The sequence below is a fragment of the Winogradskyella sp. A3E31 genome, from assembly GCF_046720935.1.
Taxonomy (GTDB): Bacteria; Bacteroidota; Bacteroidia; order Flavobacteriales; family Flavobacteriaceae; genus Winogradskyella.
In genome coordinates this window covers 465,919-490,664 of sequence record NZ_JBHNWH010000001.1, presented here as the reverse complement: position 1 = coordinate 490,664, position 24,746 = coordinate 465,919, and the positions used below count along the sequence as shown (strand labels likewise).

Below are 24,746 nucleotides of genomic sequence, written 5' to 3'. Positions count from 1 at the left end.
AACTCAGTTTAGATAATAATTTTTTAAACTACGAAAACGTTGTAGTTGTTCAAAAAACCTCCGATATTTGCATGCATAAATTTAATTCTTCCATTTATGTCGAGACGTAACCAAACCCTAGGTGAATTTATTATTGAAAACCAAGCTTCATTTAAATACACTTCTGGGGAATTATCCCGGCTCATTAACTCCATTCGCTTAGCGGCAAAAGTAGTAAATCACGAAGTCAATAAAGCTGGTTTGGTGGATATTATCGGTGCTGCGGGTGATACCAATATACAAGGTGAAGACCAACAAAAATTGGATGTCTATGCCAACGAAAAATTTATACAGACCATGACCAAGCGTAATATTGTTTGTGGTATTGCAAGTGAGGAAGAAGATGATTTTATTGCGATTAATAGTCAAGATGAAAACAACCAGAATAAATATGTGGTATTGATTGACCCATTGGACGGCTCATCTAATATAGACGTTAATGTCTCTGTCGGTACTATTTTTTCAGTGTACAGACGTGTAACACCTGTAGGCACCCCTGTTACCATAAAAGATTTTCTTCAAAAAGGCAATCAACAAGTGGCTGCTGGTTATGTGGTCTATGGCACTTCGACCATGATTGTTTATACTACGGGTTGTGGTGTCAACGGTTTTACGCTAAACCCTGCTATTGGTACGTTTTATCTTTCACATCCTGATATGGAGTTCCCAGAAGACGGAAAAATTTATTCGGTTAATGAAGGTAATTATATTCATTTCCCACAGGGCATAAAAAATTACATTAAATATTGCCAGATGGAAGAAGGTGATCGCCCATACACATCGAGATATATTGGGTCCTTGGTTTCTGATTTCCATAGAAACATGATAAAAGGAGGTATTTACCTGTATCCTAAAAGTTCTAAAGATTATAACGGTAAACTTCGTCTTTTATACGAGTGCAACCCTATGGCGTTTATTGCTGAGCAGGCTAATGGCAAGGCAAGTGATGGCTTTAAGAGGATTATGGACATAGAACCTACCGAACTACATCAGCGTGTGCCTTTTATATGTGGCAGTAAAAATATGGTTGAAAAAGCTGAAGAGTTTATGCATAACGCATAAAAAAAGCGACAAACTTTCGTTGTCGCTTTTTATAATTCTATTTATAAGCTCCTATTGATTCATGGTTTTCATCTTCATGATAAACTCATCTAAAGTGACGTTATAGTGCACCAAAGTCAATGCCTTATCAGTAATGTACTTTACATTATCCCTGTTAAAACCTAAACCAATACATAGCTTTTGTAACAAACGTTCTTGGTTAGGCCCTTCAATATGATCTGCCCAAACCATTCGTGACAAATCATACAATCTTTCTAAACGCTCGTCATAAGAATGTGGAGCATTTATCGGGTGTGTATTATAATCTTTTAATATTTTTTTATATTCTTCTTCTGTGACGTCCAAACTCGTGGCCAATCTATCTAAAAAGGCTTTTTCGTCCTCATTGATAACACCGTCGCTCATTGCCACTCTAACTATAGCCGCAAAATGATCCTCATTTCGCCTTTTAAATCCACTTTCGAACAAATCTGAAATTGACATATATCTCTACTTTTTAATCAAATATCTTTCGGACAACAAATATAAATTTAATAAAAGATTTAAGCCTAATCCAAGTGTCAAAAATTTTATATTTGCACACTCAATTTATCGCTTTTGAGCAAGACATTGATTTTAAATACCTACACACAGACTTTGCAACTGCAGAATCTGCGAAATACTATTGCCAATACTGAAAATTCCATAAGCTCCAATATCCATTTAAAAGGTCTGGTAGGCTCGTCTTTATCTATTGTTATTTCTGAAGTTTTCAAAACTACCGATAAGCCATTCATCATTGTTTTTGATGACAAGGAAGAAGCTGCCTATCACCTTAATGATTTAGAGCAGCTTATAAATGATAAGGATGTTCTGTTTTATCCTGGCAGTTATCGAAGGCCATACCAACTTGAAGAAACCAATAATGCTAATGTTCTGTTGAGAGCGGAGGTTTTAAATAGAATTAATTCAAGAAAAAAACCTGCCTTAATTGTTACCTATCCAGACGCTCTCTTTGAAAAGGTCATTACCAAAAGAGAACTTGAAAAAAACACCTTAAAAATCAAGGTTGGGGATGATCTGTCAATAGATTTTGTAAACGAAGTGCTTTTTGACTACAAATTTAAGCGTGTAGATTTTGTTACGGAGCCCGGCGATTTTTCAGTCAGAGGTGGTATTGTGGATGTCTTTTCTTTTTCGCACGATGAGCCTTACCGTATCGAATTTTTTGGTGATGAAGTGGACAGCATTAGAACCTTTGATGTCGAAACCCAATTGTCTACAGAGAAGGTCAAAAAAGTGAGCATTATTCCTAATGTTGCCAATAAATTTATTGAAGAAAAAAGAGAAAGTTTCTTAAAATACATGTCTTCAAAAAGTACCGTCTTTTTGAAAAATACGGATCTGCTTTTTTCTAAAATCGACACTAATTTTTCAAAGGCCGAGGAAGCATTTCAAAATGTATCGCAAGATATAAAACATGCATCCCCAAATGAATTGTTTTGTAGTTCTGAAACATTAAAACGGCAATTACTGGACTACACACTAGTGGAGTTTGGGACTCATAGCTATTTTTTGGGAACAAACACTTCGAGAACCTCAGTGTCTGAGATAACTTTCAACACCAAGCCTCAGCCAGCTTTCAATAAACAATTTAATTTGTTGATTGAAGATTTGAATGAAAATCATGCTAACGGCATTACCAACTACATTGCTTGTGTGAGTGAGCAACAAGCGCAACGGTTTCATGATATTTTCGCTTCGAGTGACCTCAGCGACCAAAACGTGCACTACAAAACTATAGTCCTTTCACTGTATCAAGGATTTATAGATACTGAACAAAAAATAGCGGTTTATACTGACCACCAGATTTTTGATCGTTATCATAAATTTCATCTTAAAAATGGTTATGCCAAAAAGCAAGCCATTACCTTAAAGGAACTCACAAATTTAGAGATTGGTGATTACGTCACCCATATTGACCATGGTATTGGGAAGTTCGGTGGTCTGCAAAAAATTGATGTTGAAGGCAAAAAGCAAGAAGCGATAAAATTGGTATATGGTGAACGTGATGTTTTATACCTCAGCATACATTCTCTTCATAAAATCACCAAGTTTAATGGTAAGGACGGAAAACCACCGAAAGTATATAAACTCGGCAGTAAAGCTTGGAAAAACTTAAAGCAAAAAACCAAATCCAGAGTAAAAGAGATTGCTTTTAACCTCATAAAGCTATACGCAAAGCGAAAGCTAAAAAAAGGCTTTCAGTATGGCCCTGACAGTTATTTGCAGCACGAATTAGAAGCCTCATTTGTTTATGAAGACACCCCAGACCAAACTTCTTCTACGGCAGATATAAAAGCCGATATGGAAAGTGAGCGCCCAATGGATCGGTTAATTTGTGGTGACGTGGGGTTTGGAAAAACGGAAGTTGCTATAAGAGCAGCGTTTAAAGCTGTAGACAATGGTAAGCAAGTTGCTGTTCTGGTACCAACTACTATTTTAGCGTACCAACACTACAGGACGTTTACTGAACGCTTAAAAGATTTTCCGGTTACTGTAGAATATATCAATCGTTTTAGAACTGCTAAGGAAAAACGTGAAACTTTAGAAGGTCTAGAAAAAGGCAGTGTCGATATTATTATAGGCACACACCAACTCGCCAATAAATCCGTAAAATTTAAAGATTTAGGTTTGCTTATTGTTGATGAGGAACAAAAATTTGGAGTGGCAGTAAAGGAGCGGCTAAAAACTATAAAAGAAAATGTTGATGTATTGACATTAACAGCGACACCGATTCCGAGGACTTTGCAATTCAGCCTCATGGCTGCACGTGACCTTTCTGTTATTACCACTCCTCCACCAAATCGATACCCAATTGAAAGTCATGTCGTTCGCTTTAACGAAGAAACGATAAGGGATGCTGTTAGTTATGAAATTCAGCGCGGTGGACAGGTGTTTTTTATTCATAACCGTATTGAAAATATAAAAGAAGTTGCTGGATTGATTCAACGTGTCGTCCCTGATGCTAAAATTGGGATAGGCCACGGCAAACTTGATGGTAAAAAATTGGAGCAGCTGATGTTGGCTTTTATGAATGGCGAGTTTGATGTTTTAGTAAGTACCACCATTGTAGAAAGTGGATTGGATGTGCCCAATGCCAATACCATTTTCATCAACAATGCGAATAATTTTGGTTTAAGCGACCTACATCAAATGCGGGGACGCGTGGGCCGAAGCAATAAAAAGGCCTTTTGCTACTTCATTACACCAGAGTATTCTGCCATGACAACTGATGCCAGAAAGCGAATCACAGCCCTAGAACAATTTACAGAATTGGGAAGCGGCTTTAATATCGCTATGAAGGATTTAGAAATACGCGGTGCCGGAGATTTACTCGGTGGCGAACAAAGTGGTTTTATAAACGATATTGGATTTGATACCTATCAGAAAATTCTAAATGAAGCTATTGAAGAATTAAAAGAGTCAGAATTTGCAGATCTTTATAAGGACGACGGAAAGCCAAAACAATACGTTAAGGATATTACTATAGATACAGATTTTCAGTTATTGTTCCCTGATGATTATGTCAATAATATCACAGAGCGATTAAATTTGTACACAAAACTCAACGAGCTTAAAACGGAGGAGCAACTTCAACAATTTGAAACTGAAATTATTGATCGTTTTGGAGAGCTTCCAGTTGAAGTTTCTGACTTATTGGATAGCGTGCGATTAAAATGGTTAGCTACCAAATTAGGAATAGAAAAACTCATCATGAAAAAAGGGAAAATGATTGGGTATTTTATTCAAGACCAGCAAAGTAAATTTTACCAAAGTGATTATTTTACAAAGGTGCTTCAGTTTGTTCAAACCCACCCTAAGGAATGCAAGATGAAAGAAAAGCAGACAAGGAATGGACTTCGTCTTCTCATTAGCTTTGAAGGCATTTCATCAGTTAAAAAGGCTCTAAATATCTTGTCTCAAATATGAAAGAGACACATCTTAAACACTTATTTTGGCTGACATTAGCAACGTTGTTTATTAGTACTTCTGGTAGTTTAGGTAAGTATATCGATATGCCTGCACCCGTGACTATTTGGTGGCGTTCGGCTTTGGCTTCTGTATTTCTTATAGGCTATTGTCTTTTTAAAGGCATTAACCTTAAAATAGAGAAAAGGAAAGATGCAGTTTCTTTTTTTATAAGTGCTGTTTTTATGGGAGCGCATTGGGTAACCTATTTTTATGCGCTTCAACTTTCAAATGTTGCTATTGGCATGCTTTCTCTGTTTACATTCCCTATTATTATAGCTTTGCTTGAACCCTTTTTCACAAAGGTTAAGTTTGACCCTATTCATTTAATTTTGGGGGCATTGGTGTTATTGGGTATTTACATTTTGGCTCCTGATCTCGATTTTAAAAACACCCATTTGCAAGGCTTATTATTAGGTCTTTTTTCTGCATTATGTTATGCACTTAGGACCTTGATTTTAAAACAACAGGTTTCAAAATACCATGGTACATCATTGATGTTTTATCAAGTGCTTATACTTTCAGTTGTATTAATTCCTGTGTTATTTTTTATGGATGTTTCAAATATTAAAACACAATTTCCATACGTTATTTTGTTAGCTTTACTGACAACGGCCATTGGCCACAGTATGTTTGTCAATAGCCTAAAATATTTTAAAGTAAGTACAGCAAGTATCATTGGTAGTGCGCAACCCGTTTTTGGAATTACAATTGCCTATTTTTTCCTTGGGGAAATTCCTACTTGGAATACGTTCTGGGGAGGTTTGCTTATTTTAACAACGGTAGTTATTGAAAGTGTACGTTCTAAAAAACAAAACTGATATTGATGGCTCGATTATTGAGCCTGACTTATAAAATTATATTATGAAAAAATTACTTATTCTGTTGATTTGTCTGCCAGCTCTTGGGTTTGCCCAGCACGAACTAAAAGCAACATTCTCTCCTGCTGAGGATTTTACTTATGCGTTTTTATACAAAATGACTCCCGCTGACCCCATATTTATTGCCAATGCCAAATTAGATAGCTTAGGAACCGCTTCCATAGCATTAGACTCTACTGCAACACCAGGAATATATAAAGTGATTTACGCATTACCACCAGAAGAAAATAATTTCGATTTTATTTACAATGGAAAAGAAAATGTAGAGCTCTCCTTTGACCTACAAAATGGGGTTGAATTTTTAACATCGAACGAGAATAAATTATGGGCGTCTTACCTTAAAAGCATGGATATTATTAACCGTACTATTAGTAACTACTACTCAAAGGAAAGTACGGACGAAAAAGCCTTCATGGATATTTTTAAGACCTTAAAAGAAACGCAAACCGCTTACGAAAATTCCTCAGAAAACACTTTGGTCAATACATTCATTAAAGCTAATAAACCTTACATTCCTTCTGAATATCAATCTATAAAAACGTACTCACAAAACCTAAAGTCAAACTATTTTACCTCGATAAATTTTGATGATCCACTCCTACAGAGTTCAACCTTTATTAGTGATAGGGTAAATGGGTTTGTTTTTAATCTTGTAGAGACCCCCGAAGATTCCACATACAAAGAACATATTGACCTGGTTGCAACTGCCATTAAGCCCTATTCTGATAAAACCCAAAGTGATATTTTTGTAATGCTATGGGAGCGCTTTGTGACCATGGGTAAAGATCACATCGCCAATTATATTGCTGACACTTATTTATTAGCGATTAGTAGCAAAATGAATGATACTGATTTAACACAACGCCTATCAACTTTTAAAAACACAGCTCTTGGTGTGGTTGCCCCAGATTTTAAAATTAGTGCACAAAATGAGGAAACAAAAATGCTTTCTGACCTTGATGACTCTGAAAACTATATTCTTGTGTTTTGGAGTAGTAATTGTGGTCATTGTTTGGAAGAATTGCCTCAATTAAAAACATTACTGAAAAATTACCCGACCTATAAAGTTATCGCCTTTGGTATTGAAGATAGTGCTTCGCGTTGGTCCAATGAAATAAAGAACTATCCTGATTTCATTCATACACTAGGGTTGCAAAAATGGAACAATCCTATAGTAAACACTTATGGTATTTCTGCAACTCCCACTTATTTTGTGTTAGATAAAGGAAAGAAGATTATGGCAAAGCCCTACGATATGGTTGCATTAAAAACCTATTTGAGCAAAAAATAAAAGGATGCACTTGTAAGTGCATCCTCTTAGCATTATGAATAATAATTATCGCGGTTCGATTCTTATTTATTCTAATTCGGAATAGACAAAACAATTTGTTAAGTCCACCAAAGTATATGTGGCCCAGCTTCTTCCTGGGAACTCTTCCCCTGCAGACCAAGCTGTTTCTCTGTTTCCATTACCGTCCACTACAGTAGCGTGTGCGGCTATAGAAAAATGATTTATATTTTCTTGGCTAAATGTAAACGATACTACATTTGTATCTTCATCAAAGCTCTCGTTGATTTCAAATTGTCCAATTTTTGGGTTCCCTCCACCTGTCATAGGAAAATCAGGTGTTTCTGATTCATTATACTCTCTAATACTTAATTGAGTTTCTAAAATTGTCCATTCACCCTCTGTTTGGTAAGACACTGTTACTTCACCTTCAATTGCATCGGCATTAATAATGATATTTCCTGCGTGAATTGATTGGCCTGCCATTAATTCAGAATAAAAACATTCTTCATCTAAATTAACAACTGTACGAGCGTTAGATCGGTCTATAAAATGAGATTCAACTGTATATTGAAATTCAGCGTTTTCTTCAATTAATTCTATAGGTTCTGAAGAACACGATGCTGATAATAATGCAGCAGTAGCTAGTAGGAATATTACTTTTTTCATTTTTGTTTTAGATTTGGGTTCTGGTGTAAATGTATTGTAAGGTGCTGATGCTCTGCTAAATATTCGATATAAAACAGATATTTACGTTTAATCTGTAGGTGTTCCGATTAAATGCACAATTTTAATGATATAAGCCATTTTTGATGAATTATGACCTTATAATAAAAGAAAACGCCCAGCTAAACTTGCGTTTTGCTGAGCGCTCTGAAACTAAATAACCAACCAAAATTTAGCTTCTAGTACTTTCTCTAGGGTTATCTACCTTAGGGGATTTTTGCTTTCTCTTCTTAGGTGTATCCGTTTTTACAGAACCTTCGACCTTACTTGTTGTCCCCGTTCTTAGGAATTCTATATAACCTCTACCTTTAAATTCATATACTGTACCAGAATCTGCATGGTATAGTTCAATGGTACCGTCATCTATAACGCTCAATTCAAAGAATTCATTGTCAAAATAATCATAATCTAATGTTAAGTTTTTAAGGTTAAGATTTCCCGCAATATTACCTACACCATAGATGCCTGTATAATCCCATTGAATATGACTTGGATTACTGACATTAGCATCTTGCGAGCTTCTAAACTCTGAGTCGTTACCACCAGCTAAAAACTGCAGGTAGTTTTCTTCATCAAACTCATTAAAGACACCAAACTCACTAGTATAGCTTTTCTCCCAAGCCTCGTATTCCTGTAAAAAATAATGAATGTTATCATAGAACACAAAGTCATAATCAAAATTAGACCGCTGATACCCATCTAAAAAATATGATGTGTCCGTTGCCGGATTATAAAGCTCTATAGTATTGTTATCGACTTGAAAGACATCAAACGTATCAAAACCATCTAGGTCGTGGTTTACATCTAATATCATGTCATAAGCCTCATAAACACCTATCGGAATACCAAAACCATTACCTTGTTGCCCAAAACCAACCAAGTTATTGTTAGCATATAACACCCCGTTTCTAAAAGATATGGTAAAACCAATCTGTAAAAATGGTACTTCGCCATAACCTCGGGTCTGGTTAACATTAATATACCATAATTCGTAAGAATTTAATAATTGATTTACAGAGATTCCTGGTTCATCATCAAAGATGACTACTTCTTCTGTGTAACAAGATGTAAATACTGTTGCTGATAAGGCAAATACTAAAAGTAATTTTAAAGTCTTCATAATCGTTCGTTTTTTGTTATTTCTATTTTGAAAGTTTCAAAACACGTGCCAAAGTTTTAAAAGGCTGGTTTTCTGAATATTAAACTACATGTTAGAAAATTTATAAACGTTTCTATTGATAAAGTCCCAATTGATGCAAAGGCACACCGGGAGTCACTCCTTAAAATTTCTGTATTTTTGAAAGACTACAAATTTTAATCCACTATATGAGTTCTAAACAAAAATATGCTGTCTTCGGGGCAGGAAGTTGGGCCACTGCCATTGTTAAAATGCTTTGCGAAAATCTTGATGAAGTGGGTTGGTATATGCGTAGTGTCTATACCAAAGAACATATTTTAAAAGAGCAGCATAATCCAAGTTATTTAAGTTCTGTAGAATTTAAGACGGAGCAGTTAAAATTGAGCAACGACATCAACGAGATGGCTAACTATGCCGATGTACTCATTTTTGTCATCCCTTCTGCTTTTATTCATGCAGAGCTAGAAAAGCTTACTACCGATATTTCTGATAAGATAATTGTATCAGCTGTAAAAGGTATAATGCCCGAAAGTGGCTTGTTGGTTGGTGAGCACTTCCATGATATTTATAAAATTCCTTTTAAAAACATTGCTGTTATCGCTGGTCCCTGCCATGCTGAGGAAGTTGCTTTAGAGCGCTTGTCTTATCTCACCATCTCTTGTGCTGACCCTATTACCGCACAAGGCATAGCAAACGCATTGTCTAGTGATTACATAAAAACCAAAACCTCTGATGATATTATTGGTGTAGAATATGCGGTAATGATGAAAAACATCTATGCTATTGCTGCTGGTATTGCCCACGGATTAGGTTATGGGGATAATTTTCAGAGCGTGTTGATGAGCAATGCCATACGAGAGATGAAGCGTTTTATTAAAAAGATGCACAAGATGAAGCGCAATATCAATAATTCTGCCTATTTGGGCGATTTATTGGTGACAGGCTATTCTACATTTTCGCGTAATAGAATGTTTGGTAATATGATAGGCAAGGGATACACCGTAAAATCTGCTCAAATGGAGATGAATATGGTTGCCGAAGGTTATTATGCCACTAAAAGTGCCCACGAACTCAACAAAAAGAACAAAAAGAAAACTCGATTACCTATTATCAATGCCGTTTACGAGATTTTATACGAAAACAAAAATCCGAAAAAGGTGTTTAAGAAATTGACTGATAAGTTGGATTGAGACTCTTCTGTCATCCTGAACTTGATTCAGGATCTCATCACAATGGATTCCGCATTATGTTTTTTGCACTTCGGTCACTTCGAGAACCTCAGTGACTAAAAAAATCAGTTAATGTTGTTTACATATTATCAGATTTCTGCCTTGCGCCTCCGTTAAAGCTTCTGCGAACGTGGGCGTAGAAAGTTATTTCACCAAAACACCCTTCAACTGCATCAAAGGAATATTCTGTAAAGCTTTTTCGTTAATCGTATTCTTTCTGAAGAAATACGTTTTATCAAACATCTGATTGCCTTTAAAAAATGTGACTTTAAACTCATTGTTTAATTCTAAGACTGCATTTTGTAGATATTCGACCTTAGCATAACTTCTAGCTGGTAATTTGGCAATTGTATGTCGCATTACAGGTGTCATTTTTTTGGTGTTGAAACCTTTTGATACTATGAGAACTGTGTCTAAATCATTATCGCTATTATTAATGATATAGGCATTCCAGTCTTGGGTTTTGTATTCTAAATGCTTTTCTGATACCACAGCAATATGGACGTCTTTTACTTCTGGGATTTGGATGTCTTTTTTCATTTTATGCTGTACTTATTTCACTATCTCATCTACAATAGCAGAAATTTGTCCTTTGTTAATTAACACTTAAAAACAAAAGTATAAAAACCTAAATCTTTAATTTAGAAACGCATCATTAAAAACAATACATCATGAAGTTAAAATTCTTTTTTGCAGCTATCCTTTTCTGTTATTTTGGCTTTTCTCAGACTAGTGATAAAATCACCACCATTGAAACTGTAGAAATATTAAATAATAATGAGGCTGAAGCAATTTATTACTTTCAAAATAACTGGAAGCAATTAAGAATTAAAGCGGTTAAGAAAGGTTATATCCATTCATTTCAATTACTGAAAACGGAATATAGTGACGAAACCCCTTTTCACCTGCTATTAGTGACTACATATTCTAACAAGGCACAATACCAAAATAGAGAAAAACACTTTTCTGAACTGATTAAAGCAAGTGGCGGATTAAAACTTTTGAATGACAAAAAACCTTCACAATTCAGAAAGTCTGTGTTTAGCGTTGAAGGTGCTGTAAATTTTTAATAAAGGTTCAGATTTCAATTATGAGATTCCTGCCTACGCAGGAATGACAATTACAAAGCAGATTTAAACTGCTCTAAAAAACGCACATCGTTTTCGCTTAACAAACGGATATCACTAATTTGATGTAATAATAAAGCTATACGATCTATCCCCATACCAAATGCGAAACCTGAGTATTGCTTAGAATCAATGCCGCAATTATCGAGCACATTAGGATCAACCATACCGCAGCCCATAATCTCTAACCAACCTGTGCCCTTGGTCATTTTATAATCGGTTTCTGTTTCTAGACCCCAATACACATCTACCTCAGCACTTGGCTCAGTAAAAGGAAAGTACGATGGTCTTAAACGAATCTTAGATTTCCCGAACATCTCAGTCGTAAAATATTGTAATGTTTGTTTTAAATCGGCAAAGCTTACATCTTTATCAATGTATAGTCCTTCAACCTGATGGAAAAAACAATGTGATCTCGCAGAAATGGCTTCATTGCGATACACGCGGCCAGGAGAAATAGTCCGTATTGGCGGTTTGTTATTTTCCATATAACGCACTTGTACCGAGCTGGTATGTGTTCGCAATAAAATATCTGGATTCGTTTGAATAAAAAACGTGTCCTGCATATCTCTCGCCGGGTGGTATTCTGGCAAATTCAATGCCGTAAAATTGTGCCAATCGTCCTCGATTTCTGGGCCTTCACTAACGTTAAACCCAATACGAGAAAATATATCTATAATTTGATTCTTTACAATCGAAATAGGGTGACGAGCACCTAAAGCAATAGGTTCACCAGGGCGGGATAGATCCCCATAAATCCCTTTGTCAGTTTCCTTATTTTCTAGCTCTTCTTTTAAGGCGTTCACCTTTTCTTCAGCTGTTTTTTTAAGCTGATTAATGGTTTGTCCAAATTCCTTTTTTTGATCGTTAGCAACATTTTTAAACTCTGCAAAATACTGCTTTAAAAGCCCCTTGGACCCTAAATATTTTATACGGAATGCCTCAACCTCTTCCTTAGACTGTGTTGTAAATTCTTCTGCTTCAGCAATAAGCTCTTTAATCTTATCTATCATGGTTTCAACTTTTATATGCCCCTAATTGTTGCATGTAAAGGACTGCAAATTTAAAAAATACTAATCGATATATTCTGTTTCCAAAAAATAATTGACAATGGCTTCTTTCATTAAAATACTCTGCTCACCTGCTTTTAGGTGGGGTAGCTGAGACTTTACTTTATAGTGAGGCCAGCCTTCCTCATCCACATAGTCAAATTCATAGTAGCCATAAGGCTCTAAAACTTTGCAAATAGCAATATGCATCAGATCTAACTTATGGTCTTTTCTATATGTTCTATGCAACTGCCCTAGTTCTTGAACTCCAATTAAATAAATGATACCGTCCAAGTCTAAATCCTCACCATCAGCGAATTGGGTGGACAATTTTTCTACTATCAATTCCCACCTTTCCTTTAACTGTTCATCTCTTGCCATAATTTAACACTCCATTCTATCGTTATAGATTTGCAAAGTTAATTTATATTTGCTTAAACCACTAGTATATGAGTGTCATTGATATTGTATTAGCTGCCTTAATTTTATTTGGATTAATTAGAGGGCTTTTTAAAGGGCTTTTTGTTGAAATTGCATCTTTACTGGCATTGGTTTTAGGTATTTATGGTGCCATCCACTTTAGTCATTTTGCAGCTGAATTCTTAATATCAAGAACAGAATGGGATGAGAAAACCATTAATATTGTTGCCTTTGCCATTACCTTTATTATTATTGTTATAGTCATTGGTTTAGCAGGAAAAGCGTTGACAAAAATAGCAGACTTTGCTGCACTCGGTCTCTTAAATAAATTATTAGGAGGAGTTTTTGGAGGGCTAAAGATTGCACTAATACTCAGTATCGTTTTAAATATTTTTGATTCCCTAAATAGAACTTTGCCATTTGTAGATGAAGAAACTGTAGATGACAGTGCGCTTTATAAACCTGTAAAATCTATTGCCCCAAAAGTATTTCCCTACATCATTAAAGTAGAGTCAGAGCTGACAGATGAAGAACAATAAACAACTGTTAAATTCTGAAGTTGTTTTCTGGAATAAGTTTTAATAGTCTATATTTCAAAAAAGTCATAAACTCATCATGATGATAAACTATTTATTCATTGGTCCATATCACATAATAGCCTTTGTGGTTTTAAGCCTAATTAGCTTTATCACTTCCTTTATTTTAATTTCAAAAAATGAAAATGGTATTAAATTTTTGGTATGGGCAGCCCTTATTCTGTTTATGCCAATAGTAGGGCCATTGTGTTATTTAATAAATCATTTTCTTTATAAAAATCAGAAGAAAATAGCATAAATAAAAAAGCTCAGCTGGAGTTTTAAATTCCATCTGAGCTTTATTTTTGTTGTTTATTCCTTATTTAATTAAACTTTATCTTCAACATTTCCTTTAATCCATTGCACGCAACTGTGAAAATTCTTGAAAATATGCTCTTCTGGAATAAAGTCTGGAATGATATCGATACGCTCCATCATATAACGTGGTTGTTTTAATAGGTTGACAAAAAGAACTGTAACGTTTTTCTTCTTTAAGTCTAGCAACATATCTTCCATAGCATAAAGTCCTGACTGGTCCATATATTGCATTCTTCCTAATCTTATAATAACATGAGAAGCAGTATCTGGTATTTGCAAGCTCAATGCCTGAAAATCACTGGTAGAACCAAAGAACAATGGTCCTTTGACGTGCTTAATAAACACCTCTTCTTTGAACTTTTCGGGAAAATCTAGTTCATCTGCCCATGTCTCTTCCTTAAGGCTCTTAACATCACTTCGTTCAGCTGTAAGATCTCCGATCTTTTTCATAAACATTAAGGACGCAATAACTAATCCTATCCCTACTGCGTAAACTAAATCCCAGAAAGAGGACAAGATTAATACGATTAACATTACCAAAACTTCAGAACTTAATTTGAGCGGCCCTAGTTTAATGTCTTTTGGTAAGAACGGAATAGCACGTAAGCCTTTGTAATCCATAACACCGATACCTACTGTAATTAAAATCCCGGCTAAAACTGCTGCTGGAATTTTAGAAGCAAGTGGTGCTATTGCTAACAATATAACAAACAATAATATACCAGCTATCATACCAGATAATCTTGTTTTACCACCTGATTTGATATTGACGACTGTTCTAATCGTCGCTCCTGCCCCAGGAATACCTCCAAACATAGCAGCGATACTATTACCTATACCTTGACCTACTAATTCTTTGTTCGGCTTATGCTTTGTTTTAGTCATATTATCCGCTACAACACTAGTCAATAAGGAATCGATTGCTCCCAATAATGAAAGTGTTAACGCGGTAAATATATAGGGTGTGAGACTCCCTAAGCTAAAACTTGTAAATATCTCCGTCTTTAATTCTGGTAATCCTTGTGGAATTTCTGGTATTGGGCGGTAATCCAAGCCAGCAAGTATGGCAATAGCCGACATTACAATCAGTGCTACCAAAGTACTTGGTACTGCAGTTGTAATCCGTTTAAATCCATAAATGATGAAAATAGTACCCAATGCTAAAATCAACTCAAGCCAATTAATGTTCTGTAAAGCTCTTGGTAAAACTTTCAAAGACCCTAAAACACCTGAAGCATTTTTAGCTGCCAATGTCTGTGATTCTTTGGCAATATCATCTTGAGTAATTTTTTCTGCCCTACTGATTGTTTCCTTAAAATCCTCTAGCACTAATATGCCTTCGCCAGCTTCTTCCTTAAGGATATTCTCTAAAATAATCTCTTCGGCTTGTGGCTTAAATTGTTCTACGTATTCGGCATCTTCTTTGGGATAATAACCTATAGAAGGTAAAATTTGAGTGACTAATATAATGACACCTATCGCCGTCATAAACCCTGAAACAACAGGATATGGTATATACCGAATGTATTTTCCTAAGCCCATAGCCCCAAGACCTATCTGCATAAGACCAGCCAGTAAAAATACCGTTAAAATTGCTGGAAGTGCTTTCTCTAAACTTCCATCATTAGCTGCAATAATACCAGCAATAATGACCATACTCACAGCAGTCATTGGTGCTGTAGGACCAGAAATTTGTGTGTTGGTTCCGCCAAAAAGAGCCGCGAAAAAACTGATGAAAATTGCACCATACAATCCTGCACTTGGCCCTAAGCCCGAAGATACACCAAAGGCTAGTGCCAATGGTAATGCTACAATACCTGCAGTGATACCACCAAAAGCATCACCTTTAAAATGTTTGAAAAAGTCTTTCATATTGCGTTTTATCTTAGTTAGTTTATTTTTTAAAAATAATAGTATTTCCTATCAATTAGAAATTTACAAATGCTATAATATTGATCTGGTCCCTACTCGATGTTTCAAACAATTGACTCATATATCCCAGTTCAAATTTAAGCCCGTTATTTACTTTATAACCAAGCCCAAAATACACACGATTTCTATCAAACACACTTGATTCGGTGTTCAAGAAAATTTCGTTGTAGGCAGAGCCATAAAAGAAGTTTTCTTTATCCTCTTTCTCATTTAATGGCACATTTAAACTTAAAAAATACCGAAAACGCATTCTAAAGTCATCCTCTACAAAACGTTGTTCAAAACGATAGCGATGCGTTAGCTTAACAGCCCAAAGAGATTGCTTTGTTGTAAATTGCTGGAATATACGGTGCTCGTTAATCGATATCTTATCGTCTGTATCTCCAATGTAATTTTCAGATAAAATATAACCGTAACCCAATAGAACATTGTTGTTGTTTTCTGTTAAATTATAACCTAAACCTGTTCTTAAAAGTAATTGTTCCAAATCACCAACAGCATTGTAATTACGATACTGAACCTCATTATGGATATTCCATTTATTGTTGAGCTTTTTGTTTCCTATATAAATAAGCCAGTTCCCAAGATTACTATCTTGAGCTAGACTTCCAAGAGGAAACATAAGCGCACATAAAAGAGATAGGATCTTAATTTTTTTAGTCATCAAATTTTGAAAATAGTTAAGGATTAATAAAAGGTTACTGCACCCGTTTTAATATCGTACATGGCACCGACAATTTTTATCTCACCATTGTCCTCCATTTCTTTTAATACGGGACTTTGACTCCTGATATTTTCTATGGTCATATTAACATTTTTCTCAGCCACATTATTTACAAACTCAATGTTGCCAGAATTTCTTTGACTAGGGTCTTGTGGTTCAGTAACGGCTGCTACAGCTGGCTTAATTTTACTGACCAATGCCGTTAGATTGCCTAATTTGGCGTCATCACAAGCACCTTTAACTGCACCGCAGCTTGTGTGCCCTAAAACAACCACAACCTTGGTCCCTGCTAGCTTACAAGCAAATTCCATGCTTCCGAGAATGTCTTCATTGACAAAGTTTCCTGCTATACGAACGCTAAAAATATCACCAATACCTTGATCAAAAATCAACTCTGATGATACACGAGAATCGATACAACTTAAGATTGTTGCAAAAGGATATTGTCCAGTACTCGTATCCCTTACTTGATCTAAGAGGTCGCGTTCCACTTCTTTATGCGCTACAAATCTTTCGTTACCCTCTTTTAAAAGGTTAATAGCTTTATCTACTGAAATTGCAGCTTGTGTTTCTTTAGTATGTGCTTTCATTTTATAGTTTTTTATAATGGTTTATTTTGAATTCTAGGAACTCAAAATTATTAATTCTAAAAATTAAGGAATTACTAACTACAAAAAATTGCAGTTAATTGATGCATTAATGACATCAGTTATTATTACATAATAAATTCGGGAGGGGGCGAAACCAAGTTAAGATGTGGCTTCGGATAGTTTTTAAAAGTGTAGCCTGTTGAATGGTCGTCAGAATACATCTCAACAAAGTGATCTGATTTTTCTTGTTTATCAAAAAGAAGCTTAAAGCTCTCTGTTTCTTCTTCTTCGTTAAGGCTGTAAAATATAGAAATGTCCGCTGAATTATCTACAGACATTATAATAGTAGGGGCTGAAATGATTGCCATAAATAGAATTGTAAAGAAAATGGCAATCTTATGCTTCATATTGGTTTTTTAGTAAGTTGCAAATATACTATTATGAAGTGGCTTTATTGTTAAATTTTTTCTAAAAACTATTCAACAGTTTAATGTCTTCTGAAGGTATCCAACCCTCTGACCCATTTGAAACCTTCACTTTTTTCCAGTCATTAAACGCTTCTAATACCTGAACCTTGGTCCCTTCATGTACTCTTATAATCTCATCACTGCTGGTATTTGGATCCGCTTTAATCTTACTTTCTTGTGCAAAAACGATTGCTGGCTGATCCTTTTTATCCAAGCTATACCTTTGAAATGCCATGCTGACAGCTATTAAGGCCACTATAACCGATAATAAACTTAGCACAAATGCCAATCGCTTTTTGTTAGTGTTGTATGAAAAATAATAGGATAAATACAAAATAACAAACAAAATAACACTAGCAACAGCTAAAATTGCCCAGTTATCAAAACTCAATAAATTAATAGTATTGTTTATGATTTTAGAGAACCCTACCTGAGGGGTTTCCACAAAGCCATCGACAGTCATCTTTTGAGCAAAAGCCCTATTATTTTTTATATCTGGATCATTGGGCTTTAATTGCAAGGCCTTTTCATAATAAAAAATACTCGGAGCAATATTGTTGAGTTTATAATGGGCATTTGCCAAGTTGTAGTAGACCTCGGCAGAATGTTGGTCGTTATCTAATATGGTTTCATATTTTTCTATGGCTTCTGCATACTGCCCTTTATTGTAGAGCGCATTAGCTTTTTCAAAGTGGGTTTCGTTTTGAGCCCAAAGACCAAAACTGAAACCAAAAATCAGTATAGAAAGTAGAGCTCTCATATTAACGCATCTGTTTATCAATAGTATTAATAGTTTCTGCAGCTTTTTCGTAATCACGCTGCATTTCAACCTTTGTCGAAGGTGTATATCTTGCTAGCTCACAACTTTCCAAAAGCGTTAAAAAACTTGAAATTGAATCAACATCAACTTGTTTCCTTTGTAATAAGTCTTCAATCCTATCTTTACTCATCTCACTCGTTTCAATATTCAACTTTGCTTTTAAGTAGTTGTGCAGGGCTTTTTCAAGTGCCACATAAAAGGCTTCTTTGTCACCTATAACTTTCTTGGCCTTACCTAAATATTTTTTTGCCAATCGATCTGCTTTTCTGATGCGATTTCCTGTGACATCAGCATCTCTTTCGTCCTTTTTACGTCTGACTAAAATTGCAATAGGAATTGCTAAAAGGGGTGCCAATAAGGCCGTCCAAAACACTTTAGATTGAAAAAAATGTGATTCATCTATCGGCTTTAAGTCCGTAGTAGTTTTTATAAATGCGAATTGAGAGGATGGTAAGTTTGGTGTGGTTGCTTTATTCGATAATGCCGTTGAATTTGTATTACTTGTTGGCCCATTTAATACATCAATGACTATTTCATCTGAAGTAATACGTTTATAACTTTCTGTAGCCAAATCGAAATATGAAAAGGAAACGCTCGGCACGGGATATTTGCCTTTAAATTGTGGCACTAAGGTATAGGTATCTGAAATTTGTCCCTGCATACCATTAAGATTTGTCCTAACACTTTCATTGTGTTCTGGTTCATAAACCTCTATAGAACTGGGAACGCTTAATTTTGGCAACTCTATGAGTTTTAAATTTCCTTTCCCTGAAACTTCAACTTTAGCCTGTAAAGATTCTGTAGCGTCTAATTCTGTTTTAGACGTGGTTACTTTAAAGTTAAAATCACCAACGGCACCCTTAAAATCTGCTGGTTTTCCTTCTTCAGGGAGGGGTTTAACATTAATAGTTCTATCACCGGCAGTAATAGTGTGGGGGACCTTGGTCATTATTCTATTGCCAAAAATATCATAGCCACTTGTGGGGACTTCAACCGTGACGTCTAAAACAAAAGGTTCTAACTTTAGCTTTCCTGATTTCTGAGGGTATAAAACAACTCTTTTTAGTACCACATAACGATAGTCTTCGCCATTATACTTTCCGTTTTCTGGTTTATAAGCTTTCACAGCTATATTCTGACTCCAAAAATCATTAAACCTTGGATTGTCTTTTTCACGCCAATTGCTCACGCCTGTATTTGGTGACACATAGAGTTTATAAACCACCGTTATGGCTTCATTAAGGTAAGGGCTGCTATTTGAAACTTCAGCGACTAAATGAATATTATCGGATGCAATTGCCGCCGCTCCACTAGACCCACTAGGCTTATTAACAGCTTTGGTCACCTCAATACTAACCGGAAAGGTTTTATACGTTTCACCCTCAATCTCAATAGTTGCTTGTTTTATAGTGAACTTTCCACGCTCATTGGGTGCTAGAAAATAACTATAGGTTTTTGTGTAAGACCGTTTTCCGTTAAACCAGGAATTGCTTACCGAAGTATTTGGCCCACCGACGACAGTAAAGCCTGTAAAATCTGGTGGAACAAAATTGTCTCCATCCTTATTCATTTCAAAATCAATACGCAGTCGTTCGTTGATACCCAACTTACTTTTACTGACTTTAGCTTCAAACTTTACTTGCGATTGAATGCCAGAAAAACTAAGAAACGTAAAAAGTAATAGAAATATGTATTTAAATTTGAATATCATAAACGGATACTACCAGTCTTTTTCGGTTTTAACCTTTGCTCCTTTTTGCTTTTGAGCATTGATTTTTTCTTGAACCTTTTGCTCTTGATTATTCATCGCTTCAAGAATATTTTTTATTTGCTGTGGTGACATTTGTCCAGGTTGAGGCTTCTTTTTTTGTTGGTCTTTATTGTCTTCTCCTTTACCATCATCCTTTTTCTCATCTTTAGGCTTACCGTCTTCATCTTCTTGCTTTTCTCCGTCTTTTTTATCTTCATCGCCTTCTTCGTCCTTCTTATCTTTTTGATCCTCTCCCTCGTCTTTTTTCTTATCCTTATCTTGATTTTCCTTGTCTTGGTTTTGGTCTTTATTCTCGTCCTCTTTATTGTCTTCTCCACCACCGTCTTCGTCTTTAGCACATTCTTTGGCTAATGCCAGATTATACCGAGATTCTTCATCAGTAGGATTATTTCTCAAGGCATTTTTGTAAGCCTCTACCGCATCTTTGCAGCGTTTGTTTTTCATTAATATATTACCAATTGAATGGTAAGCTTTGTGCTTTTCCTCCTTTGAAATTGCATTTTTTGCAGCTTCTTGACTTCTATAAAGCGCTTCGTTATAATTTTCGTTTTTATAATACGTATGCGCCAAATTATAAGCTCCTGCAACCATGTCTTGTTTTTCTGACAATGCCTTACGGTATTCCATTTCGGCTTCAATCGCTTGATCATCATTTAAAAGTTCGTTCCCATTAAAGACCAAACTTTTTGCTTTATTCTCTGCCTTTAGCAACGCTTTTGCATTGTCTTTATCTTGACCAAATGCTATCGCTGAAACCAAAAATAATATGTAGCTTAATCTTTTCATTTTTAAAGTTCTTTGTTTAAAACCAAATTCTAAAATAGTAAAGGCTTTAGTGTCTTTGCGTTAAAATAGTTTTAAAAATTTTCATTAAATAAATTAAGGCGTTTTAACCATGCTGTTTTTCGTTCTAAGAAAAAGATATCTAAAAACAGTAAGAAAATGGCAAAACCTAAAAACCATTGAAATTGATCCTTAAAATCTGCAATCTGTTTAGATTCAAATTCTTTTTTATCCATTTGCTCCAATAAGCCTTGAATTGTATCAACCACCTCACTAGTGTTAGATCCATTTATATAAACCCCATTTGCCTCATCTGCAATATTTTTTAATGTGGTCTCATCCAATTTGGTAATCACCGTTTCGCCTTCATTGTCTTTCTTATAATTTAAAACAACGCCGTTCTTTTTGATTGGGATTGGTCCTCCATTTGGTTTTCCAACTCCAATGGTAAAAATTCGTATTCCCTCTTCGCTGGCTTCTTCAGCAATGCCAATAGCATTAGAGCCATGGTCTTCCCCGTCGGAAATTATTATTAATATTTTATTGGTTTGCTCTTCATCGTCGTAATAGGTCTTTGCCAATTCAATAGCCTCGTTAATTGCTGTACCTTGTGAGGACAGCATATCAGTATTCATATTCTGCAAAAACATTTTTGCTGCAGCATAATCCGTTGTAATCGGTAACTGAGGAAACGCCTTCCCGGCATATGCAATAATCCCCACGCGGTCACTTGCTAAACTATTTAGGATTTGTGTGACCAACTGCTTGGATTTTTCCAATCGGTTGGGAGCTATGTCCTCTGCTAACATACTTTTGGATACATCCACAGCAAATACAATATCGACTCCTTCACTACGGACCGTTTCCATTTTTGTGCCAATTTTGGGATTGACCAAAGCTAATGTCAGAAAGAAAAAGGCAGCACACAACACCAAAACCTTCAAAATTGATTTGAATAATGAACGGTTTGGACTCAACCTTTTCAATAATGGGGCGTCAGCAAATTTACGTTGTACGGAGCGTCTCCAAAGCTGAACAAAAACAAATAGAAGCACTATAACCGGGATTGCCAATAGTGTCCAAAACCATATTTTTTCGTCGAGTCTAAACAAAGCTTCTAAATATTGTGTTTCTAAATAGTAATTCTATCAATAACAAAAGACCTGCCAAAAGCACTAGTGGCCTATACTTTTCTTGATAGTTATAATACTTGCGTTCTTCTATTTCGGTTTTTTCTAGTTTATTGATCTCATTATAGATTTCAGCTAACTTTCTATTGTCCGTTGCCCTAAAGTATTTTCCTCCTGTGGCATCTGCAATTTCCTTTAACAATTGTTCATCTATTTCTACTTGTACACGACCGTATTGTAATCTCCCTGAAGGAGACATCCCAATCGGAGATAATGCCATACCGTTTGTTCCTAAACCAATAGTATATGTTTTGATGTTGTATTCTACAGCTAATTCACTCGCAATTTTAGGGTCGATAAAGCCTCCATTGTTTACTCCATCAGTTAAGAGAATGATGACTTTACTTTTTGCCTTACTATCCTTTAATCTGTTTACAGCAGTTGCCAAGCCCATACCAATAGCGGTACCTCCTTCTATAATGGTATTATATTTTATATCCCTTAATGAACGAACAACAATGTTTTTATCACTTGTAATTGGCGTTTTTGTATAGGCTTCCCCTGCATACTCCACCAATCCAATCCTATCATTTGGCCTCCCCTGGATAAAATCTGCTGCTACCTTTTTTAAGGATTCTAGACGATTAGGTAATAAGTCTTTCGCCAACATACTTGCAGAAACATCAATGGCCATAACAATATCTATACCTCTTGTGGTCTTTGTACGGGTTGAAACATCAACAGTTCTTGGGCGTGCTAAAGCAGTAATTAATAGCCCTAAGGCAATCAATCGTAGTGCAAACAAAACGTGTCTAAAACCCGTCCAGAATGAATTCTTTGTTTTAAAGCCTTTTGTACTCGATATCTTTAATTCTGCGGTTTGGTTTCTATGTTTAAAGATATACCACGCAATAGCAACCGGCAGTGCTAATAACAGCCAAAAAAATTCTTTATTTAAAAATTCTATATTGCTAAACATCAATTACTGGTTTCTTCTTTTGTTTTTTCAACTAATTCAATGGAATTGATAATTCTTTCGACCATATCATCTGCGTAAGTATCATCTTCTGGCCAAGTTATGATGACTTGCTGCAATACATTTTTATTCTTGAAAAATAACAAAGCGTATTTTGCATCAATTTCTGAACTAGTATTCGGAATAGTGATAGTAAAACTTCCAAAGGTTTTGAGACCTTGAGCTCCATTTGGAGTTGTAAAATCATCTCGCTTTACAGTAATATTTTTTGCCCCTTTTTCTTCAAAACCCTTTAGGCTTTCTTCTGAAACCTTTAGTAAATCAATGGTATTTTCCTCTAACTGTTTCTCAGACCCATCGGGTTGTTGAGGCATATTTAAGGTTGTTGTATTGATTGCCACACTGAATATGTCTAATAACGTCCCATAGACAAATGTTGTCATGGTCATTTGCTCTTGTTGTTGGGGAGGCAATTCTATTTTAACCCTTTTTAATACGCGAGGTGTAGAAATTGTTACCGGAGGATACCCATAAGCGCTATTTACCCAATCGCCTTCAAGAAGTTCTTTACTTTCGTGACCGATGACAGTATCCTTTAGATACGTGAAACCATATTTAATGCCTAGGCCAACTACTGTGGCAATAATTAAAAATCCTGCTATGGCAACCGTAAGCACTATCTTTCTGAATTTCTTTTTACGCTCTTGCTCTTCTCGATACTGTTTGTCTAAAAGCTTTTCTTCTTCTGATGGCTCAGGTAATTTCTCCTTTACAGAATCAATTTCCTTATCGATAGTGTTTTTGTCGAGTTTGGCCAATTCAAAATCTGGTTTGGACTTTGCAAACTTTACCAAATCGGCACGCTTTAAAATAGATTTAATGTTTCTTATGGTGTCTGGCTCTAGCTCTAATTCATTAGCGTCTTTTAATAGTTGAAGGCGCGAAATGAGTTCATCCGTAGTGCTTTCTAAAGCTCTATCATACACCTTTTCGTCTAAGTATTTTCTGATGATTAAAGTTAATTCAGAGTAGTAATCCTTAATGGCTTCTTGTTCTAAGTATCCTTTTTCATCTAGTTTTTGTAACGCTAACTTAGCTCTATCATAGGGAGGTAAAAGTGCAATTTCTTCTTCCTCTGTCAATGGCTTCTTTCTCCAAATAAACCAATAGAGCAAAAAGGCAATAAGCGCTATTATTAATAAAACAAGGAGCAAGTAAAACCACCATTTGCTTGCGGATTTTTCTACTTCTATTATAGGCTTAATATCGTAGAGTCCTTGTTTAGTAGTGTCAACCTCAACGGTATTTACTCTAACTTTAAGAGAGTCCGTAAAAAATGTTTGATCCCCAATAATGACTTTCTGTTTCGGAACAAAATACCCCCCAGAGTCAAATTGAGTTAAGGCATAATTTCTAAATAATTGAAACTTAATATCTTTTCTAATGGTATCAATCTCTGAAGCTTCTACCATTTCGAGAGGTGTAAACGTCTGTCCTTCTGGAAAAACTACCAATTTTGTGGAATCCGCTTCAACCTTAATTTTATAATTGATTTGTTCACCGATTTTGATGGTCGTGGTGTCGACTTCTGTAGTGACTTGACCAAATAAGAAAAGAGAATTTAGAATACAGAAAAAAGACAAAATCGCAGTTCTGATTTTGTTAGTCTTCACATTCGGAATTTGTAATT

At 35.5% G+C, this 24,746-nt stretch carries 24 protein-coding genes; 8 read left to right on the top strand and 16 right to left on the bottom strand.

Annotated features, from left to right (window positions below; translation table 11 throughout):
• Positions 1 to 96 precede the first annotated feature (96 nt).
• Complete coding sequence (fbp, locus tag ACFEMA_RS02290; protein WP_411766355.1) at positions 97 to 1,101, top strand: class 1 fructose-bisphosphatase; 1,005 nt, start codon at positions 97 to 99, stop codon at positions 1,099 to 1,101.
• A 51-nt stretch (positions 1,102 to 1,152) separates the two neighbouring features.
• Here the strand turns inward: fbp and ACFEMA_RS02285 are convergent, their stop codons facing one another.
• Complete coding sequence (locus ACFEMA_RS02285) at positions 1,153 to 1,584, bottom strand: TerB family tellurite resistance protein (protein WP_411766354.1); 432 nt, start codon at positions 1,582 to 1,584, stop codon at positions 1,153 to 1,155.
• A gap of 114 nt (positions 1,585 to 1,698) precedes the next feature.
• Here ACFEMA_RS02285 and mfd point away from each other — a divergent pair, with 114 nt between their 5' ends.
• Genes mfd through ACFEMA_RS02270 form a run of 3 tightly spaced genes read left to right on the top strand, consistent with a single transcriptional unit; the run spans position 1,699 to position 7,284 of the window.
• The gene (gene mfd, locus ACFEMA_RS02280; RefSeq protein WP_411766353.1) at positions 1,699 to 5,073 is read left to right on the top strand and encodes a transcription-repair coupling factor; all 3,375 of its coding nucleotides are present in this window, start codon (positions 1,699 to 1,701) and stop codon (positions 5,071 to 5,073) included.
• Positions 5,070 to 5,933: a DMT family transporter gene (locus ACFEMA_RS02275; protein ID WP_411766352.1), complete on the top strand. Its 864-nt coding sequence runs from the start codon at positions 5,070 to 5,072 to the stop codon at positions 5,931 to 5,933. The genes mfd and ACFEMA_RS02275 overlap by 4 nt, the downstream gene beginning before the upstream one ends.
• Positions 5,934 to 5,976: 43 nt before the next feature.
• Positions 5,977 to 7,284 carry a TlpA family protein disulfide reductase gene (locus ACFEMA_RS02270; protein WP_411766351.1) on the top strand — a complete coding sequence of 436 codons (1,308 nt, stop codon included), beginning with the start codon at positions 5,977 to 5,979 and terminating at the stop codon, positions 7,282 to 7,284.
• A 66-nt stretch (positions 7,285 to 7,350) separates the two neighbouring features.
• On the opposite strand, the gene ACFEMA_RS02265 is transcribed toward ACFEMA_RS02270, so the two are convergent.
• Together ACFEMA_RS02265 and ACFEMA_RS02260 are read right to left on the bottom strand one after the other, a co-directional pair.
• Positions 7,351 to 7,950 carry a hypothetical protein gene (locus ACFEMA_RS02265; RefSeq protein ID WP_411766350.1) on the bottom strand — a complete coding sequence of 200 codons (600 nt, stop codon included), beginning with the start codon at positions 7,948 to 7,950 and terminating at the stop codon, positions 7,351 to 7,353.
• A gap of 229 nt (positions 7,951 to 8,179) precedes the next feature.
• Complete coding sequence (locus tag ACFEMA_RS02260; protein ID WP_411766349.1) at positions 8,180 to 9,127, bottom strand: nicotinic acid mononucleotide adenyltransferase; 948 nt, start codon at positions 9,125 to 9,127, stop codon at positions 8,180 to 8,182.
• Between the two features lie 206 nt (positions 9,128 to 9,333).
• Between ACFEMA_RS02260 and ACFEMA_RS02255 the strand changes: the two genes are divergently transcribed.
• Complete coding sequence (locus ACFEMA_RS02255) at positions 9,334 to 10,335, top strand: NAD(P)H-dependent glycerol-3-phosphate dehydrogenase (RefSeq protein ID WP_411766348.1); 1,002 nt, start codon at positions 9,334 to 9,336, stop codon at positions 10,333 to 10,335.
• A 183-nt stretch (positions 10,336 to 10,518) separates the two neighbouring features.
• On the opposite strand, the gene ACFEMA_RS02250 is transcribed toward ACFEMA_RS02255, so the two are convergent.
• Entirely contained in the window at positions 10,519 to 10,914 is a 396-nt protein-coding gene (locus ACFEMA_RS02250) for a hypothetical protein (protein ID WP_411766347.1), read from the bottom strand.
• 131 nt (positions 10,915 to 11,045) lie between these two features.
• On the opposite strand from ACFEMA_RS02250, the gene ACFEMA_RS02245 reads away from it, so the two are divergent.
• Positions 11,046 to 11,444 (top strand): hypothetical protein, encoded by a 399-nt coding sequence (locus tag ACFEMA_RS02245; RefSeq protein ID WP_411766346.1) that lies wholly within the window; start codon positions 11,046 to 11,048, stop codon positions 11,442 to 11,444.
• 50 nt (positions 11,445 to 11,494) lie between these two features.
• Here ACFEMA_RS02245 and pheS read toward each other — a convergent pair whose 3' ends face one another.
• Both pheS and ACFEMA_RS02235 read right to left on the bottom strand, forming a co-directional pair.
• Positions 11,495 to 12,514: a phenylalanine--tRNA ligase subunit alpha gene (pheS, locus tag ACFEMA_RS02240; protein ID WP_411766345.1), complete on the bottom strand. Its 1,020-nt coding sequence runs from the start codon at positions 12,512 to 12,514 to the stop codon at positions 11,495 to 11,497.
• A 60-nt stretch (positions 12,515 to 12,574) separates the two neighbouring features.
• Positions 12,575 to 12,931 (bottom strand): hypothetical protein, encoded by a 357-nt coding sequence (locus ACFEMA_RS02235; protein WP_411766343.1) that lies wholly within the window; start codon positions 12,929 to 12,931, stop codon positions 12,575 to 12,577.
• A 68-nt stretch (positions 12,932 to 12,999) separates the two neighbouring features.
• Here ACFEMA_RS02235 and ACFEMA_RS02230 point away from each other — a divergent pair, with 68 nt between their 5' ends.
• Complete coding sequence (locus ACFEMA_RS02230; RefSeq protein ID WP_411766341.1) at positions 13,000 to 13,509, top strand: CvpA family protein; 510 nt, start codon at positions 13,000 to 13,002, stop codon at positions 13,507 to 13,509.
• Between the two features lie 76 nt (positions 13,510 to 13,585).
• Positions 13,586 to 13,804: a PLDc N-terminal domain-containing protein gene (locus ACFEMA_RS02225; protein ID WP_411766339.1), complete on the top strand. Its 219-nt coding sequence runs from the start codon at positions 13,586 to 13,588 to the stop codon at positions 13,802 to 13,804.
• A gap of 68 nt (positions 13,805 to 13,872) precedes the next feature.
• On the opposite strand, the gene ACFEMA_RS02220 is transcribed toward ACFEMA_RS02225, so the two are convergent.
• From ACFEMA_RS02220 to ACFEMA_RS02175, 10 genes are all read right to left on the bottom strand, one after another.
• Positions 13,873 to 15,735 carry a SulP family inorganic anion transporter gene (locus ACFEMA_RS02220; protein ID WP_411766337.1) on the bottom strand — a complete coding sequence of 621 codons (1,863 nt, stop codon included), beginning with the start codon at positions 15,733 to 15,735 and terminating at the stop codon, positions 13,873 to 13,875.
• A gap of 55 nt (positions 15,736 to 15,790) precedes the next feature.
• Positions 15,791 to 16,459: a DUF2490 domain-containing protein gene (locus ACFEMA_RS02215; RefSeq protein ID WP_411766335.1), complete on the bottom strand. Its 669-nt coding sequence runs from the start codon at positions 16,457 to 16,459 to the stop codon at positions 15,791 to 15,793.
• A gap of 23 nt (positions 16,460 to 16,482) precedes the next feature.
• Entirely contained in the window at positions 16,483 to 17,109 is a 627-nt protein-coding gene (locus ACFEMA_RS02210) for a carbonic anhydrase family protein (protein ID WP_411766333.1), read from the bottom strand.
• Positions 17,110 to 17,234: 125 nt separating this feature from the next.
• Positions 17,235 to 17,516 (bottom strand): hypothetical protein, encoded by a 282-nt coding sequence (locus tag ACFEMA_RS02205; protein ID WP_411766331.1) that lies wholly within the window; start codon positions 17,514 to 17,516, stop codon positions 17,235 to 17,237.
• Positions 17,517 to 17,577: 61 nt separating this feature from the next.
• Positions 17,578 to 18,336, bottom strand: coding sequence for a tetratricopeptide repeat protein (locus tag ACFEMA_RS02200; protein WP_411766330.1), 759 nt, complete (start codon positions 18,334 to 18,336; stop codon positions 17,578 to 17,580).
• A 1-nt stretch (position 18,337) separates the two neighbouring features.
• Positions 18,338 to 20,107, bottom strand: a complete 1,770-nt coding sequence (locus ACFEMA_RS02195; protein ID WP_411766329.1) for a BatD family protein — start codon at positions 20,105 to 20,107, stop codon at positions 18,338 to 18,340.
• A 9-nt stretch (positions 20,108 to 20,116) separates the two neighbouring features.
• A complete protein-coding gene (locus ACFEMA_RS02190; RefSeq protein ID WP_411766327.1) occupies positions 20,117 to 20,953 on the bottom strand; it encodes a tetratricopeptide repeat protein in 837 nt (278 codons plus the stop codon).
• A gap of 71 nt (positions 20,954 to 21,024) precedes the next feature.
• Positions 21,025 to 22,062 (bottom strand): vWA domain-containing protein, encoded by a 1,038-nt coding sequence (locus ACFEMA_RS02185; protein WP_411766326.1) that lies wholly within the window; start codon positions 22,060 to 22,062, stop codon positions 21,025 to 21,027.
• Positions 22,055 to 23,059, bottom strand: coding sequence for a vWA domain-containing protein (locus ACFEMA_RS02180; protein ID WP_411766325.1), 1,005 nt, complete (start codon positions 23,057 to 23,059; stop codon positions 22,055 to 22,057). Before ACFEMA_RS02180 ends, ACFEMA_RS02185 begins: the two co-directional genes overlap by 8 nt.
• Complete coding sequence (locus ACFEMA_RS02175; protein ID WP_411766324.1) at positions 23,059 to 24,729, bottom strand: hypothetical protein; 1,671 nt, start codon at positions 24,727 to 24,729, stop codon at positions 23,059 to 23,061. Before ACFEMA_RS02175 ends, ACFEMA_RS02180 begins: the two co-directional genes overlap by 1 nt.
• Positions 24,730 to 24,746: the final 17 nt, after the last annotated feature.